The 15,134-nt window shown below is 67.3% G+C and carries 14 protein-coding genes and 2 pseudogenes; 3 read left to right on the top strand and 13 right to left on the bottom strand.

Annotated features, from left to right (window positions below; all coding sequences use genetic code 11):
* Positions 1–58: 58 nt before the first annotated feature.
* Together NKF06_RS10140 and hpt are read right to left on the bottom strand one after the other, a co-directional pair.
* On the bottom strand, positions 59–1,429 hold the full coding sequence (locus NKF06_RS10140) for a nucleobase:cation symporter-2 family protein (RefSeq protein ID WP_253245312.1): 1,371 nt from the start codon (positions 1,427–1,429) through the stop codon (positions 59–61).
* Between the two features lie 166 nt (positions 1,430–1,595).
* The gene (gene hpt / locus NKF06_RS10135; RefSeq protein ID WP_058826028.1) at positions 1,596–2,141 is read right to left on the bottom strand and encodes a hypoxanthine/guanine phosphoribosyltransferase; all 546 of its coding nucleotides are present in this window, start codon (positions 2,139–2,141) and stop codon (positions 1,596–1,598) included.
* A gap of 121 nt (positions 2,142–2,262) precedes the next feature.
* Here hpt and NKF06_RS10130 point away from each other — a divergent pair, with 121 nt between their 5' ends.
* Complete coding sequence (locus NKF06_RS10130) at positions 2,263–2,961, top strand: glycosyltransferase (RefSeq protein ID WP_253245311.1); 699 nt, start codon at positions 2,263–2,265, stop codon at positions 2,959–2,961.
* 196 nt (positions 2,962–3,157) lie between these two features.
* Here the strand turns inward: NKF06_RS10130 and NKF06_RS10125 are convergent, their stop codons facing one another.
* From NKF06_RS10125 to NKF06_RS10105, 5 genes are all read right to left on the bottom strand, one after another.
* Complete coding sequence (locus tag NKF06_RS10125) at positions 3,158–4,255, bottom strand: hypothetical protein (protein WP_253245310.1); 1,098 nt, start codon at positions 4,253–4,255, stop codon at positions 3,158–3,160.
* A gap of 93 nt (positions 4,256–4,348) precedes the next feature.
* Positions 4,349–5,602: a M20/M25/M40 family metallo-hydrolase gene (locus NKF06_RS10120; RefSeq protein ID WP_309142126.1), complete on the bottom strand. Its 1,254-nt coding sequence runs from the start codon at positions 5,600–5,602 to the stop codon at positions 4,349–4,351.
* A complete protein-coding gene (locus NKF06_RS10115; RefSeq protein WP_253245308.1) occupies positions 5,592–6,992 on the bottom strand; it encodes an APC family permease in 1,401 nt (466 codons plus the stop codon). The genes NKF06_RS10120 and NKF06_RS10115 overlap by 11 nt, the downstream gene beginning before the upstream one ends.
* Positions 6,993–7,094: 102 nt before the next feature.
* The gene (locus NKF06_RS10110; protein ID WP_058825694.1) at positions 7,095–7,784 is read right to left on the bottom strand and encodes a helix-turn-helix domain-containing protein; all 690 of its coding nucleotides are present in this window, start codon (positions 7,782–7,784) and stop codon (positions 7,095–7,097) included.
* A gap of 114 nt (positions 7,785–7,898) precedes the next feature.
* Positions 7,899–8,978 (bottom strand): deoxyhypusine synthase, encoded by a 1,080-nt coding sequence (locus NKF06_RS10105; protein WP_253245307.1) that lies wholly within the window; start codon positions 8,976–8,978, stop codon positions 7,899–7,901.
* A 147-nt stretch (positions 8,979–9,125) separates the two neighbouring features.
* On the opposite strand from NKF06_RS10105, the gene NKF06_RS10100 reads away from it, so the two are divergent.
* Positions 9,126–10,175: an acetylserotonin O-methyltransferase gene (locus tag NKF06_RS10100; protein ID WP_253245306.1), complete on the top strand. Its 1,050-nt coding sequence runs from the start codon at positions 9,126–9,128 to the stop codon at positions 10,173–10,175.
* A gap of 23 nt (positions 10,176–10,198) precedes the next feature.
* On the opposite strand, the gene NKF06_RS10095 is transcribed toward NKF06_RS10100, so the two are convergent.
* The 6 genes and pseudogenes from NKF06_RS10095 to NKF06_RS10070 all read right to left on the bottom strand — a co-directional run bounded on the left by NKF06_RS10095 (position 10,199) and on the right by NKF06_RS10070 (position 14,861).
* The gene (locus tag NKF06_RS10095) at positions 10,199–10,960 is read right to left on the bottom strand and encodes a Nif3-like dinuclear metal center hexameric protein (RefSeq protein ID WP_253245305.1); all 762 of its coding nucleotides are present in this window, start codon (positions 10,958–10,960) and stop codon (positions 10,199–10,201) included.
* A 54-nt stretch (positions 10,961–11,014) separates the two neighbouring features.
* Positions 11,015–11,836: an agmatinase gene (speB, locus tag NKF06_RS10090; RefSeq protein WP_253245304.1), complete on the bottom strand. Its 822-nt coding sequence runs from the start codon at positions 11,834–11,836 to the stop codon at positions 11,015–11,017.
* Between the two features lie 15 nt (positions 11,837–11,851).
* On the bottom strand, positions 11,852–12,226 hold the full coding sequence (locus NKF06_RS10085) for a translation initiation factor IF-5A (protein ID WP_058825689.1): 375 nt from the start codon (positions 12,224–12,226) through the stop codon (positions 11,852–11,854).
* Positions 12,227–12,320: 94 nt separating this feature from the next.
* A pseudogene (locus tag NKF06_RS10080) lies at positions 12,321–12,750 on the bottom strand (DUF5518 domain-containing protein).
* Positions 12,751–12,807: 57 nt separating this feature from the next.
* On the bottom strand, positions 12,808–14,484 hold the full coding sequence (locus NKF06_RS10075) for an AarF/UbiB family protein (protein WP_253245303.1): 1,677 nt from the start codon (positions 14,482–14,484) through the stop codon (positions 12,808–12,810).
* A gap of 8 nt (positions 14,485–14,492) precedes the next feature.
* Entirely contained in the window at positions 14,493–14,861 is a 369-nt protein-coding gene (locus tag NKF06_RS10070) for an Hsp20/alpha crystallin family protein (RefSeq protein WP_004975518.1), read from the bottom strand.
* Between the two features lie 144 nt (positions 14,862–15,005).
* Between NKF06_RS10070 and NKF06_RS10065 the strand changes: the two are divergent.
* Positions 15,006–15,134, top strand: a pseudogene (locus NKF06_RS10065) (molybdopterin molybdenumtransferase MoeA); the annotation flags it as partial.

The following is a 15,134-nucleotide window of genomic DNA, read 5'->3' as shown; positions in this document are numbered from 1 at the left end:
ACACGAAATATAAACCGACTACTGAACCCGGAACCAGTTACGACTGACTCGGTTCGTGTCAGTCGTCGGTTGTCACGTGGCCGTCCGCGGCGACCGACTCGTCGGCCGCGTCGAAAAGCGGGCTCTGGTCGCCCGGCGCGAGCGTGTTGAGCACGAGCGCCGTCAGCGCGGTCACGATGACGGGCTGACTGAAGAACGTCGCGGCGGCCTGCGGGAGCCCCGAAAGCGCGTCGGGTCGCGTGGCGACGCCGAGGCCGAGCCCGAGCGAGGCGGCGACGACGACCATGTTCCGGCGGTCGAGGTTCGTGTGGAGGAAGACGAGACGGACGCCGCTGGCGGCGACCATGCCGGCCATGAGCAGGACCGCGCCGCCGAAGACGGCGCTCGGGATGGTCGCGACGGCCGCGCCGACCTTCGGGCTGAGGCCGAGGACGGCGAGGACGACGCCCGCGATACCGACGACGTACCGGCTCATCACGCCGGTGAAGTTGACGATGCCCACGTTCTGCGAGAACGAGGTGACCGGGAACGCGCCGAACACCGACGCGATAGAACTCATGAAGCCGTCGGTGAACAGGCCGCCGCGGAACTCCTCGTCGGTCGGGTTGCGCCCCTCGGCGGCGGTGATGCCGGACATGTCGCCGACCGTCTCCATCGCGGAGACGAGAAACAGGAACGCGAAGGTGATGATGGGGACGGGTTCGAAGGTGACGCCGAACGCGCCGGGGCGGGGAATCGCGAACCACGCCGCGTCGCCGATGGGCGCGAAGTCCACCACGCCGAGCGGGACGGCGACGGCGTAGCCGACGGCGATACCGACGAGCGTGCTCAGGAGTCGCGTGATGCCGTCAGTGAAGAGGTTGAGCGCGATGGCGACGCCGAGGACGAGCGCCGCGAGGCCGATGTTGTGGGCCGCGCCGTAGTCGGCGGCTCCGACCCCGCCGGCGGCGTAGTCCATGCCGACCGGGACGAGGTAGAGCCCGATGATGACGACGACGAGCCCCGTCACCAGCGGCGGGAAGAACGGTTTGATGCGGTCGAACTGCCAGCCGATGAGCCCCTCGACGAGGAAGCCGGTGACGAGAATCGCGCCGAACACCGCGCTCAAGCCGTAATCGACGCCGATGGTCGTCGCCGCGCCGACGAAGGTGAAACTCGTCCCCATCACGATGGGGAGCCGCGAGCCGACCGGCCCGACGGCGTACGCCTGTACCACGGTCGCGAGCCCCGAAAACAGGAGCACCATCTGGACCACGTAGGCCGTGTCGGCGACGCCGAGGCCGACTTCGCCCGCGACGATGAACGCCACGGCGGTCGCCGGGACGATCATCACCGAGACGTGCTGTATTCCGAGGAGAATCGACTCCAGCAACGGCGGCCGGTCGTCGATTTCGTATTCGAGGCCGAGTTCACCGCTGTCGTCTGCCATCTGTACTCGCCACGAGCGACCCCCGTTCAATAATAGTTTCGCGTTCGAGCGTATTTCACTGCACCTGATACGTGGTATTAGGCACGGACGTGCACACTTGGCGGGCGAGTGGGGGAACTGACACCGCACCGACTGTACCGACTGTACCGGCTGCAACTGGCTCCGCTCAGTGAATCTCGACGCCGTCCTCGTCCACGCTGATGTCGATGAGGCTCGTCGCCTCGTAGTCGGTGTCGTCGAGGGCGGTCTCGCCGACCTTCCGGATGGCGACGACGATGTCCGAGATGTCCGCGCCGATGTCGTCGAGCGCGCCGCAGATGGCCGCGAGCGTCCCGCCGGTTGAAAGTAGGTCGTCCACGACGAGCACGCGGTCGCCGTCTTCGATGTCGTTGATGAACATCTCCGACTCGGAGTAACCGGTCGTCTGATGGAGCGCGACCTCACCGTCGAGGCCGTACTCGCGCTTGCGGATGACGACGAGCGGGATGTCCGTCTGGAGGGACAGCGCGGTGGCGATGTGGATGCCCATCGCCTCGGGCGCGACGATTTTGTCCACGTCGAGGTCGGCGGCGCGGGTGATGCCGACGACGACCTCGCGCAGGAGTTGGGGGTCGAGCATCGGCACGCCGTTACTGATGGGGTGGACGAGATAGGAGTAGCCGTCCTTGTCGATGATGGGCGCTTCGTGTAGGGACTCCTCGAGTCGCTGCATGGGGTCCGTTTCACGAATCGACTCAAAAGTGGTTCGCTCTCTACGTGCGCCGCCCGACCGCTGCCGCCGCGCTCGCGGCAATCCGAAAAACCTTCAATAGATTGTTATTTTTAATGTAGCAATGACAACACTATCAGTTGTCGTCCCCGCATACGAAGAACCCGCGAACCTCCAGCGATGTCTCTCGGCGCTCGATGGTCAGCCCGCAGAGGTGGTCGTCGTCGCCGCCGGTTCGGACCACACCGAGGAGGTGGCTCGCGACCACCCCGCCTGCGATATCGTTGTCCGCGACGACGGGCGCGGTCCCGGTGCCGCGCGCAACCTCGGCGTCGACGCCGCCTCCGGCGAAGTCGTCCTCTTTACCGACGCCGACACGGTCGTTCCCCCCGCGTGGGTCCGCACGCACCGGCGACACTACGACAACTCGAACGTCGTCGGCGTCGGCGGCCCGGCGCGCCCGCTTGAGGACACCCTCCGGCACCGCGCCCTGTTCAAACTCCTCTCGGACTACTGGTACCGCGTCTCGTGGCCCGTCGGGTTCGTCCAACAGCCGACGTTCAACTGCAGTTACCGCCGCGACGCGTTCGAGGCCCACGGCGGCTTCGACGAGACGCTCCCGTTCATGGAGGACACCGAACTCTCCTTGCGGCTGAAGGACCGCGGCGAGGTCGTCTACGACCCGGAGACCGAGGTCGCGACCTCCGCCCGGCGCGAGCGCGACGAGGGATACCTGTCACTGTTCCTGACGTACGCCCGCGCGTACGTCAGCCACTACGTCCGCGGCCAGCGGGTTCGCGGTCGCTACTTCGACTCACAATAAACTCGGTCAAGCCGCCCGGACTCGACGGTCTCCTCCACCGTCGGACCTTCGGAGAAGATGGCCTCGGCACTCATAGGGCTCCGCATCACCGAGTGCCTAGTTCGGTTCGGAACGGTGCCGTCGTCATCGGCCACCTCGCTCTCGCCCCGCAACCGAGTAATCTCCATCGGTCTCGTTCGTCCCGCAACCGACACGCTCAGGTCTGCTCCAACACGGACACGTCGATACGTGGGTACTGCACGCCACCCGAAATCGAGCTCTCACCGGCGGCGACGCCCCAGAGCCGGACACGCTCGTCGACGAGCAGTCGAAAGCCGATGTCGCCGTCGAAAAAGCGCCCGGTCGGCCATCGAGCGACTACGTCGCCGCTGAGTCGCCCCCGGTCGTCCTCGACGGCGACGAGCGCCAGTCGGACCTCGCCGCGCTCCATCGTCTCCTCGATGCGACCAGCGTACGTGACGGTCGTCCCCGCATACGACTCCGGGTTCGTCCGGAGGTCGGCGTAGGGAATCGTCGTCGCGTTCGCCGGCGTCGCGATTGTGGTCGTTCGGTTCGGGAGCGTCGACTCCTCCGGGAGGGGTTGTGGCGTCGGAATCGACCATTCGACGGTCGGAAGGCGCACGTTCGGGAGGCGAGCGTCGAGCCACGCCGCGTGGCGGGCGACCGCGGCGCGGAGCTTCGGCGACCGCTGGACGGCGTCGGAGATTTGCTCGACGGCGAGATACGTGACGAGGCCACCGGCGACGTAGGTTCCGGCCTTTTTCAGCGCCTCGCGGCGGGTGAGTCGGCCGGCATCGTCGCCTTCAGACTCGTCGCGCTCGCCTTCTGTGTCGTCGTCATCGCCTCCGCGGCCTTCGATCCGCTCGCCCAGCCAGTTCGTCGCCGCCTGTTCCTCTCGGGCAGCGAGGTCGCGGACGAACGACTCGACGCCGGTCTCGCGGATTTCGACGGCGATAGCCGGCGCGTCGAGAACGACGAGCCCTCGGCGGTGGGCGTCCGGGGCGACGCGGCCGCCACCGACCGCCGCCACGTAGGGTTCGATACCGGCGCGCTCGCACCCTCGGACGAACGCGCTCGTCTTGTCCGCGGTGACGGTTCCGGTGGACGTAATCCAGATTCGAAGTTCGCGCGTCGCGCCCTCGGGCGTCTCCCCGGCGGCTTCAACGTGCACGTCCGGGCCGCGGAACCGGACGCGCGTCTCGTAGCCACGCGCCTCCCAGACGCGCTCGAAGACGGCGGCGAGTTCCACGTCGGTGCGGGCCGAAACGACCGACGTGAGCGGGGGCGCTGTCATTGCGTCCGAGGTACCGGCCGGGGCTGTTAGGTGTTTGCGCCCGGTTCTCGGCGCTGAGAACGCGCGGCTTCGGGAGCGGGAACGAACGCCGCGTCAGCCGAGGTACCGGACGGCGGCGTCGGCGACGATGTCGGCCACCTCGACCACGTCGTCCGTGAAGACGAACTCGCCGGCGGCGTGGATGTTCTCGCCGTCGGGACCGACGATGACCGTCGGGAGGTCGGCGCGGTCGCCGAGGTAGTTGAAGTCGCCGACGCTGGAGAAGTAGCCGTAGGCGGGGTCGGTGTCGGCGACGGCGCGGGTGGAGTCTGTGAGGGCCGAAACGAGCGGGTGGTCTTCGTCGGTCACGTAGGGGCCGTACCGGATGCCCTCGTCGGGGGCTTCCCGGAAGCCGACATCAACTTCGCTCTCCAACCCGAGTTCCGCGACGGCGCGCTCGGCGTCGGTGCGGGCGTCTTCGAGCGTCTCGCCGACGACGACGTGGCGGTCCACCATGAGGCGAGCGCGCTCGGGGACAGAAAGCGTCTGACTTCCGCCCTCGATTTTCAGCGGGCAGGTCGACCCCGAGCCGAGCTTCGGGTGGTCGCCCACGTCGAGGTCGTCGAGCGCGGCCGCGAGTTTGCCGGCCTCGACGACCGCGTTGACGCCGGTGTCCGGTTTCGACCCGTGTGCGGCCTGCCCGCGCACTTCGATGTCGTAGAAGTAGCGGCCGCGCGCACCGAGCAGGAGCGCCGGGTTCTCGATGTCCTCCTGTGCGAGAATCGGGCCGGGTTCGGTGACGATGGCGGCGTCGCAGTCGTCGACGAGGCCGTCTCGGATGAGTCGGTCGGTGCCGAGTCCGTAGGGCCCCTCCTCGTCCACGACGGCCGTGAGGAGCACGTCGCCGGCGAGGTCGCAGTCGGCGAGGGCGTCGAAAGCGGTCATGACGGCCGCGAGGCCGCCTTTCATGTCGCACGCGCCCTGTCCGTACAGTTTCCCGTCCTCGATGCGGCCCGAACACGGGTCTTCGTCCCAGTCTTCGACTAGTTTCACGGTGTCCATGTGGGCGTTCAACAGGAGCGTCGGCGCGTCCGGGTCAGAGCCCGCCAGCCGGGCGACGACGTTGTCGCCCTCATACGCCGTAATGTCAGATTCGCTCACGTGGTGGTACTCCGGGTCGTGCCCGCGGGCGTCCAACCAGTCGTAGACGAACTCGCTTATCTCGGCCTCCTCGAAGTATGGGCTCGGAATCCGCACGAGTTCCTGCAAGAGGTCGATGGTCTCGTCGGGGTCGATACGGGGGACTGAGTCGCGGTCGCAGTCGGAGTCGCCCGAGTGGTCACCGCGCGGCGTCGCGTCAGTCATCACTTACCCCGCGAACCGAGGGGTTGTACTCGTCGGAGGGCACGCCGGGGAGCGTCCCGAGAATGGCCTCCACGTCGTGGTCCTTCTGTTGGCCGCGGTACCAGTAGACGCCGAAGACGACGAGGCCGACGGCGGCCCACGGGACGTAAATCGACAGCGAGCCCTTGTACGCCTCGGTCAGGAGGCCGACCGCGCCGAGCGAGCCGATGAGTCCCGTCACCGTGAGGAGCGACGGGCGCGAAAAGCCCGCCTCCGCGCGGAGGTCGGTGCGGCTGTAGAGCACGTACAGCACCGTTATCGACACCGCGGCGTAGGCGATGAGGTAGCTGAACGTCGCGATGGCGATGGCCTGACTGAGACCGGTGCTCCAGAAGGTGAGCCCAGAGGCGACGACGTAGAGCGTCAACAGCGACCAGTGGGGCGTCCCGAAGCGGTCGGAGACCGCCGAGAACTTCTTCGGGAACACCTCGTCCCACGCCCATGAGTAGGGCATCTTGATGCCCGCGGCCATGACCGCGTGGACCGACGACGCGGTGGCGAGGAGACCGCCGATGCCGACGATGGCGGTGCCGATGTCGCCGAGGAACACTTCGGCGGCCGTCGAGAGCGGTCGCGCCGAGTTCGCGAGGACCGTGTAATCCCCGACGACGCCGTAGATGACGCCGGCGGTCAGCACGTACAGGAAGATGAGGATGGCCGTCCCGCCGGCCATCGCCAACGGGAGGTTCCGCGAGGGGTTCTTCACCTCCGCGCCCATCTGCCCGGCGACGGCGATGCCGATGTAGGCGTAGAACAGCGGGACCGCGGCGGCGACGAAGCCGTCGAAGCCGCCGGTGAAGAACGGCTGGTAGTTCGCGGCGTCGATGTTCAGCAATCCGGGGCCGACGAGCACGAGTATCGACAGGATGAGGAAGCCGAAGATGGCGTTCTGGGAGACGCTGTAACTCTTCGCGCCGACGAGGTTGACCAGAAAGAGAACCGTCAGCAGGCCGAATCCGGCCAGCGTCGGGTCGACCGAGGGATAGAACACCTGTAAGTAGCTCCCGAACCCGATGGCGAGGACCGCGTCGGCGGCCATGTAGCCGAGCCACTTCGACCACGTCACCACGAACCCGGGGAGGCGGCTGTCGAACGTCCGTGAGACGTAGGCGTACGACCCCGCCGCGCCGGGGAAGATAGTCGCCATCCAGCCGTAGTTGAGCGCGATGCTCATCGCGAGCAGCCCCGAGAGGACGACGACGAGGATGACGCTCGGTCCCGTCGTCGAACTCGCCGTGCCGAGGGTGACGAACAGCCCCGCGCCGAGAGTGCCCGCGACCACGGTGCTCACCGCGCCGAACAGTCCGATGTCCCGCGAGAGGCTCCGCCCGTCGTTCACGTCTATCGATGACATGCTATCACATGGGTTAGTTGTCGCGTAAAGTACCCCTCCCTCTCATGAGTGGGTGGACGGCGAACCCGCCGGATTTCGACCCCGAGAACCCGAAGCACGGAGTCAGTAGTCGCCGAGCAGTTTCGATTCGGCTTTCCGGAGGTGTTCGAGGAGCGTCGCCTTCGAGATGTCCAATTCGGCCGCCAGCGACGCGGCGCTCACTTCGCGGGGCCACGTGTAGTAGTCGCGGCGGCGGGCCAGTTCGTACACCTCGCGCTGGCGCTCGGAGAGCGCGTCGGTCCGGAACATGCCGCCGCCGTCCTCGGGGGCGGTGATGAGTTCCACGTCGATGTCCGCGTTCCGCTCCTCGCGAATCTCTTCTAACCGCTCGTGGACGGTCTGTCGCGTCTCGTGGACGAGCACGGTCCAGCGCTCGCGGCCGCCCTGCATCCGAACCGGCTCGTCGGGGATGAACCCCCGGGAGACGAGGGCGTCGTTGATGGAGTTCTCGAGGTCGTAGCGAACGACGATGCCGCGGGCCGCGCTCCCCGGGACCCCGACGTCGCCGTCGTGTTCGTCGGTCTCCCACACCGACTCGGTCAGCGGGGACGCGCGGATGGCCGCGAGTAGTTCGTCGACCTCCTCGGCCGTGTCGGCGTAGGCGGTGAAACGCCCGTTGGCGAGGCCGTCTATCTCGTGGACGCCGTGGCCGAGCAGGCCGCCGCTCGTCTCTTTCGTCACCTGTAGCGTCCAGCAGTCCGGGTGCCAGATGTCGAGGCAGACGCGAACGCCCTGTGCACCCTCTCGTGCCATTCGTTGGCGTGGAAGGGTGCTCACCGGGCAAAAAAGTATCCCACCTGACGCGATGCGATGCGATGCAACGGCCGGTAGCGCGGGCCGAGGCGGCCGTCTGCGGGCCTCGCGGCGTTACTCGATTCGCTCGCGCGCCGCGGCGACGAGCAGCGGGAGCATGATGGTCGCGTCGCCGAGGACCGTCGTGTTGCGGGCGTCCTTCTCCAGTTTGCCCCACGAGCGCGCCTCGTCGAGCGTCGCGCCCGAGAGGCCGCCGGTCGCAGCGGGGTCCATCGTAATCTGGACGCCGTAGTCGTACGCGCCGGGCGTGACGAGCATCGTCTGGAGCGTGAAGTTCTTCGGGACGCCGCCGCCGACGAGGAGACAGCCGGCCGTGTCGGCGTCGTACGCGAGGTCGGTCAGCGGCGTCATGTCGGCCAGCGCGTCCAGCGAGAACGACGAGGTCTGCGAGTACATCCACGCCTGTAGGCCGAGGACGGAGTCCTGAACTGCCGGACAGTAGATGGGCACGTCGGCCTCGTAGGCCGCGGCGGCGACGCCGGCGTCTTCCTCGATTCCCTCGCGGTCGTTGACCTCGCTGTTAGCGCGGCCGAGTTCGCGGCAGAGGTCGGCGATGCTGACGGTTCCCTCTTCCTCCAGCGCCGGGAACACCTCGTCGCGTAGGTGCGACTCGAACAGCGCGAAATGCTCCTGCGGGAGATAGACGTTGTAGATGCGGTCGACCTCCTCGTCGCGGAGCGTCTCGTCGTGCTCGCGTTCGGTCTTCTCGCCGTGGTGCTCGGCCCCGTGTTCCCGCGAGCCGTGCGAGGGGGAACTGGACGGGTCCGGATGAGCTCGTCCGTGATGGTGCTTGCCCCCGATGGCCTCGATGGCGTCGTGGGTGAGGTTCGCGCCCGTCGTCACGAGGGCGTCCACGTAGCCGTCGCGGATGAGGTCGGAGACGACCTTGCGCATCCCGGTCGGGACCATCGCGCCGGCAAGCGACATGAACACCGTGCAGTCGTCGTCGGCCAGCATCTCGGCGTAGATGTCGGCGGCCTCGTGCACGTCGGCCGCGCCGATGCCCGCGTGGCCGTACTGCTCGACTAACTCGCCGACGGTCATGCCGCCGCGGACCTCGGCGTGGCCCAGCGGGTCGTGTTGGAACTCCTCGCGGTCCGGCATCTCGTAGCCGTCATCGTCGTGGTCGCTCATGCCAAGGAGTGCGTCGGCCGAGCGTTTGAACGCCCCGGTCCGACGGGACCGTGCCGGGCGTTGCCGGTCGCTGCGCACTCGGTCCCTCTCTCGGTGTTGGCGGACATCCCCCGCAAGGTTATCCTGTCTGTCGTGCCATCTATTAGCATGCCAGTACGCCCGAATTTCCTCGAACGGCTCGTGCTCCACCGACTCAACAGGGGGCCGGCACCGCTTCTGGACCTGTTCGGTGCGGCGGGGTTCGAGTCACTCGCCCTCGCGCTGGATATCGGCGTTTTCGAGGCGCTCGCCGACGCCGATGAGCCGCTCTCGGCGAGCGCGCTGGCCGCCCGCGTCAACGCCCACCCGGACGGGCTCGCGATGCTGTGTGATTTCCTCGTGACCGAGGGCTATCTCTCGACCGCGGACGACGGATACGGGCTCACGGCGATGACCGAGTCGTGGCTCCTCGCGCGGTCCGAGACGAACATGGGGCCGTGGTTCACGTTCTGGGACGAACTCGTCTTTCCCTTCTGGGAACGGGAGCTCGAAACCGCGGTCAGGGAAGGTGAACCGAGCCAGACGATTTACGAGTGGTTCGACGAGGAGCCCGCCCGATGGGAAACCGCACAGGACGGCTTTCGGGCCACGGCGTCGCTGCTCGTCGACGACGTCGTCGAGGCGATGACCGTTCCACCGGGAGCGACCCGGCTCGTCGACATCGGGGGCGGCCACGGGCTGTACGCGTTCGAGCTCTGTCGGCGACACCCGAACCTCTCGGCGACCATCTTCGACGTTCCCGGCGCGGTCGAGACGCTTCGAAACGACGTCCCGCCCGACGTGGTGGACTCCATCGACACGCGGGCGGGCGACTACCGAACTGACGACCTCGGCGACGAGTACGATGTCGCGCTGCTGTTCAACGTGATACACGCTCACGACCCCGCGGAGAACCGCGCGCTCTTCGAGCGCGTCGCCGACGCGCTCGCCCCCGGGGGACGGCTCGTCGTGCTCGACCAGTGGGAGGGAAGCGGGCGCACCCCGGTCAGCCGGGCGGGCCTGCGGTTCGTCGCCTTGACCTACCTGACGACGCTCGGCGCGACGGTGTACTCGACCGACGAGGTTCGCTCGTGGCTCCGCGCCGCCGGGTTCTCAGGCGTCGAGCAACGCGGTGTCGGCCCGCTCCCCGGCGTGGCGATTCTGGAGGCGACGAAGTGACCGCCGCCGACCCGCTGCGCGGATTATAGCCCAGTCGGGTGACTGACGTACTCGGTCTCCAGCCCCCACTCGTCGGCGAGGTCGCGCAGGCTCCGCACTCCGAACGTCTCGGTCGCGTAGTGGCCAGCGAGGAACACCGAGATGCCGGCCTCGCGCGCCTCGTGGTACACCTTCTGTTTCCCCTCGCCGGTGACGAGCGCGTCGACGCCGCGGTCGATGGCCTCGTCCAGCCAGTCGACGCCGGAGCCGGTGACGACCGCGACCGACGAAAGCTCGTCGGGGCCGAAGTCGAGGACGGTCGTGCCCGCGCTGCCGTCCAGTTCGTCGAGCGCCGCCCGGACCTCGTCGGCCGTCTTCGGCGACTCGAAGGTCCCCGCCTGCCCGATGTGAATCGGCCCGAGCGACCCGAACGGCTCGGTGTCAGTTAGTCCGAGGTGGTCCGCGACGCCGGCGGCGTTGCCGACTTCCTGATGGCCGTCCAGCGGAAGGTGCGAGACGTAGAGCGCGAGGTCGCCGCGAAGCAGCGGCTCGATGCGGTCGAAGTCGCGACCCGTCACTCGGTCGAGGCCACCCCAGACGAGGCCGTGGTGGACGACGAGGAGGTCGGCGTCGGCGGCGATCGCGGCGTCGATGGTCGCTTCCGCGGCGTCGACCGCGAAGGCGACGTTCTCGACCGATTTCTCGGCGGGGCCGACCTGCAGGCCGTTTGCGCTGGCGTCCACGTCGGCGAACTCGTCGGTCGCGAGCGTCTCGTCGAGTCGGGCGACGATGTCGGAGAGCTGCATACCGGGGAGTCGTGACTCGGGGACTTGTAAGGAACGGGGTTCGCTTCGGGACGGTTACTCGTCTGCCCGCCCGGCGGCGTGCGAGAAGACGAACTCCCGGAGGAGCTTCGCCGCCAGCGACGCGGCCTGTCCGTCGTCGCGGTCGTTGACCTCGACCACGTCGAAGCCGTCGGCGTGGGGCGCGACCGCTCGGACCGCGTCTCGCATCTCCCGGGAGGTGAGCCCGAACGGCTCTTTGGTTCCCGTGCCGGGCGCGAACGCCGGGTCCGCGGCGTCGATATCGACGCTCAGGTAGACCGACTGGTCGTCGTCGAACTCGGGTTCCCAGTCGGCGACTGATTCGGGTTCGACCACGGTCACGTCGTCGGCTTCGGCGCGCTCCCACTCGTCGGGTGAGCCGGTTCGCGCACCGAGAATCACGGCCTCGTCGACGCCGAGTTCGTCGAGGACGCGGCGGGTGACGGTGGCGTGGCTCCACTCGTTGCCGTCGTACTCGCGACGGAGGTCGAGGTGGGCGTCGAGACAGACGAACACGTCGGGTTCGACGCCGGTGACGCCGGCGGCGGTGACGGTGTGTTCGCCGCCGAGGACGATTGGGACGGCGTCGTCCCAGACGGCGTCGCGGGCGCTCCCGGCGAGCCATTCGACGTACTCAGGTGCGTCGTCCCACGCGCGGACGTCGCCCGCGTCGTGGACGCGTAAGTCAGTGAAAAACTGGTCGGTGCGCCGGTCGTAGTCGTCGAACGACTCGGCGAACCGACGGATTCGATTCGGTCCGAAACGGGTTCCGGGTTGGAAGGACGTCGAGATGTCGAGCGGAGCGCCGAGAAGCACGTAGTCGGCGACCTCGCGGTCTGCGATTGCTCCGGGAAACATCTCTGTGGCCCCCGTTTAGACGATTTTTCGCTGGCCTTCGTATTCGAGGTACTCGATCTCGTCTTCGGGGTTGAGGTCTTCTTCCTCGGGGATGCGCATCGTGAACGTCTGGTAGGTCTCGAGGTCCATGATCTGGGCGTCCTCGCCGGTGACGGAGACGACCTGACCCTGCTTCCGCTCGATGATGGGGACCCACACCTTCGCGTCGACAGGCTGGGAGAGCGAGCGCTTCTTGCTGTCGAAGACACCGCGCGCTTCGACGCGCGCCTTCGCGCTGCCGTGCTTACCGGGCTTTGCGGTACTGTAGGCGTAGATTTTGCACGGCTTTTCTTCCATCATGACGTAGCTCCCTTCTTGGAGCTCGCGCACCTGCTTCTGCTCTTTCGCCATGTCTCTCCGTTATCGGATGGAGGGTATAAACGGTTTGGAACCGTCTTCGCACGCGAATCCTTGCCGTGAACGTCGCGAGCGGCTGGCCCGACAGTCACGCGTCTTCGACCGCGTCGGCCTCGGCCATCTCGGGGTCGAACCACGTCCCCGCCGCGTCCCGTCTGGCGAGGCTCCCGAGCGCCCCGGACGCGACGTTCGGGAGCGAGAGCGCCAGCATGATGGCGGTCGTCAGCTCACCCGCCGTCTCGAACATCGGAATAAGGTACTGGAACGGAAAGAGAATCGGCGTCCGTTCGAGGAAGGTGAGAAGCACGGAGACCGGCATGAGCAGACAGCCCCAGACGACGCCGGCCATGAGGCCGTGCCAGCCGCCGTCGGCGGGGTCGGTGCCGACGACGTAGCCGGCGAGCGCGCTCCCCGTGACCCCCCCCGACGAGGGTGAACTGGCCCGTCATCGCGTAGACGAGCGATTCGGTGCATGCGGCGAGACACACCCCCACGAACACCGGTCGCCACTCCGTCATGAGCGAGAGTGTATCGGCGGGAACCGATAAAATTACGCGTTCGATTCTCAGCTTTGATTACTCTCTGCGGCGCTCTTTGAGGTTCTGCCGGGTGAACTGCGGCGTCGCCCGGAGCCCCTTCCGCGAGCGGAACGACCGCCAGAGGAGCAGGGCGACGACGCCCGTCGGCGCGCCCGCCGCGCCGACCGCGACGAGATTCTCCGGGTTCAGCGCGTAGATGATGACCGTCGAGACGAAGCCGAACGACAGGAAGATGCCGTAGATGAGCCGCTTGGCCAGTTTGTCGAGGATGCCGCGGTTGTCCTCCAGCCGAACGTTGAGTGTCAGGTTGTCACGGTCGGCCCGGTCGAGGACGCGTTCGAGTTTGGGCGGCACGCGGAACAGCGACTGGGCGGTCTTTTGACCCTGCTGGCCGACGCCCTCGATGATTTTCTGGACGCTCTCTTCCCGGTACCCCTCCTCCGTCAGGTAGTCGGTCGCCACCGAGATGAAGTCGAACTCGGGGTCGAGCGTGACGCAGACCCCCTCGACGACGCCGGCGACCCGGAGCACGAGCGCGAGATTCCGTGGGAGTCGAAGCGGGAACTCGTAGATGGTCGATTCCACCTGTTCGAGGATCTGGTTGACGCGGTACTGCTCGATGTCGTCGCCGCGGGCGTCGGCGATGGCGAGTTCCATCACGTCGCCCATCACCTGCCGGTCGACGTTCGGGCTGAGCGTCCCCATCTCGATGAGCGTGTCGAGGATGCCGTCGACGTCCTGGTTGGCGACGGCGATGTAGAACTCCACGATTTTGTCCTGGATGAACGGGTCGACCTCGCCGTGCATCCCGAAGTCGTAGAAGATGATGCGGCCGTCGTCGGTCACGGAGAGATTCCCCGGGTGGGGGTCGGCGTGGAAGACGCCGTCCTCGACGATCATCTGGAGGTAGATTCGCTGGAGATTCGTCGCCAGTTCGGTCCGGTCGACGCCGAGGTCGTCCAACGCGTCGATGTTGTTTATCTTGGCCCCGGGGAGGTACTCCATCGTGAGCACACGGTCGTCGGAGCGCTCGGGAATCGGTTCGGGGATGACGAGCGTGTCGTCGTCCGCGAAGTTCTCCTGAATCTCGACGAGCGTCTCGGCCTCCTCGTCGTAGTCCATCTCCTCGCGGATGGTCTTGGCGAACTCGTCCGCGAGGTTCTCCAGCGAGAACGCCCGCCCCTCGCCGATAAAGCGCATGAGGAGCGGCATCGACCACCGGATGACCCGGAGGTCGGCCTCGACGAGGTCCTCGATGCCGGGCCGGCGGACCTTGACGGCGACCTTCTCGCCTTCGTACTCGGCGACGTACACCTGCCCGAGGCTCGCGCCGCTTATCGGCTCGGTGTCGAACGCGTCGAACGCTTCCTCGACGGGACCGAGTTCCGCTTCGAGGACGGCTTTCGACTCGTCCCACGGCGCGGCCGGTACGTCGTCTTGGAGGCTTCCGAGCACCTCGATGTACTCCGGCGGGAGGATGTCGGGGCGCGTCGACAGCAGTTGTCCGAGCTTGATGAACGTCGGCCCGAGCGTCAGTAGCGACTCCAAGAGGACGTCGGCGCGCTTGACGCGCATCTCGGTCGTGACGCGTCGGCCGCCGCCGAACAGGAGGTATTTCCGCTTGTCACGGGTGTACGCGACGATGAGCGGGAAGAACTGGTACAGGACGACGAGGAACCGCCAATAGGCGCGGAGGTTGACCAGCGTGACCACCCGCCTCGTCAGGCGTCTTCGTCGCCGGTGGTAATGGGGATGGTCCGCTCGGAGGCGGCTTCGCGCTTGGGGAGCCGGATTTCCAGCGTCCCGCGCTCCATCGACGCCTCGGCCTCGTCGGCCACAGCGTCAGGTGGAAGGGGGACTTCGGCGTCGAGGAACAGCGGTCGTTCCTCGCGGACGTAGTCGAACTCGGCGGGAAGCCGCTTGTCGCGTCGCGCTTCGACGACCAATCTGCCCTTCTCGACCCGGAGCTCCGCCGTCTCAGCGGTCACGCCCGGGAGGTCGAGGACCAAGAGGTAGGACGTCTCGGACTCCAACAGGTCGGCGAACACCGCGTCCGGGAGGTCGGACAGCGCGTCGCGCAGTGCTGACATGAACGCTCATAGGGAGTCGGGGTCGAAAAACCCGGCGGTCTCGCGCGAGCGCGCGAGCGCGAAGACGCAAACGATGTGGCTCGGGAATCGCCCGCCGACGCGTCCGAGGCCGACGCTTTTTGCCCCCCGAACCGAAGGGTCGGTATGAACCACGACGACCGACGCACGGCCGGGTTCAAGCAACGAACACGGTTGTCGGACGCCCGCGAGGCGCTCCTCGCGGCGGCGACGCCGCACGACCGAACCGTGCGCCGACCGCTCGCCGATGCCGAC

Source organism: Haloferax sp. AB510, from assembly GCF_024136985.1.
GTDB lineage: Archaea > Halobacteriota > Halobacteria > Halobacteriales > Haloferacaceae > Haloferax.
This window is presented reverse-complemented; position numbering and strand designations above follow the sequence as displayed.

What these genes read in the sequence shown, in the direction of transcription:
- NKF06_RS10105 (WP_253245307.1), bottom strand. Translation starts at nt 8,978, where the DNA reads ATGAGCGACCACGACGATGACGGCTACGAGATGCCGGACCGCGAGGAG.
- NKF06_RS10130 (WP_253245311.1), top strand. Translation starts at nt 2,263, where the DNA reads ATGACAACACTATCAGTTGTCGTCCCCGCATACGAAGAACCCGCGAAC.
- NKF06_RS10070 (WP_004975518.1), bottom strand. Translation starts at nt 14,861, where the DNA reads ATGTCAGCACTGCGCGACGCGCTGTCCGACCTCCCGGACGCGGTGTTC.
- NKF06_RS10100 (WP_253245306.1), top strand. Translation starts at nt 9,126, where the DNA reads ATGCCAGTACGCCCGAATTTCCTCGAACGGCTCGTGCTCCACCGACTC.
- NKF06_RS10140 (WP_253245312.1), bottom strand. Translation starts at nt 1,429, where the DNA reads ATGGCAGACGACAGCGGTGAACTCGGCCTCGAATACGAAATCGACGAC.
- NKF06_RS10085 (WP_058825689.1), bottom strand. Translation starts at nt 12,226, where the DNA reads ATGGCGAAAGAGCAGAAGCAGGTGCGCGAGCTCCAAGAAGGGAGCTAC.
- NKF06_RS10095 (WP_253245305.1), bottom strand. Translation starts at nt 10,960, where the DNA reads ATGCAGCTCTCCGACATCGTCGCCCGACTCGACGAGACGCTCGCGACC.
- speB (WP_253245304.1), bottom strand. Translation starts at nt 11,836, where the DNA reads ATGTTTCCCGGAGCAATCGCAGACCGCGAGGTCGCCGACTACGTGCTT.
- NKF06_RS10115 (WP_253245308.1), bottom strand. Translation starts at nt 6,992, where the DNA reads ATGTCATCGATAGACGTGAACGACGGGCGGAGCCTCTCGCGGGACATC.
- hpt (WP_058826028.1), bottom strand. Translation starts at nt 2,141, where the DNA reads ATGCAGCGACTCGAGGAGTCCCTACACGAAGCGCCCATCATCGACAAG.
- NKF06_RS10125 (WP_253245310.1), bottom strand. Translation starts at nt 4,255, where the DNA reads ATGACAGCGCCCCCGCTCACGTCGGTCGTTTCGGCCCGCACCGACGTG.
- NKF06_RS10110 (WP_058825694.1), bottom strand. Translation starts at nt 7,784, where the DNA reads ATGGCACGAGAGGGTGCACAGGGCGTTCGCGTCTGCCTCGACATCTGG.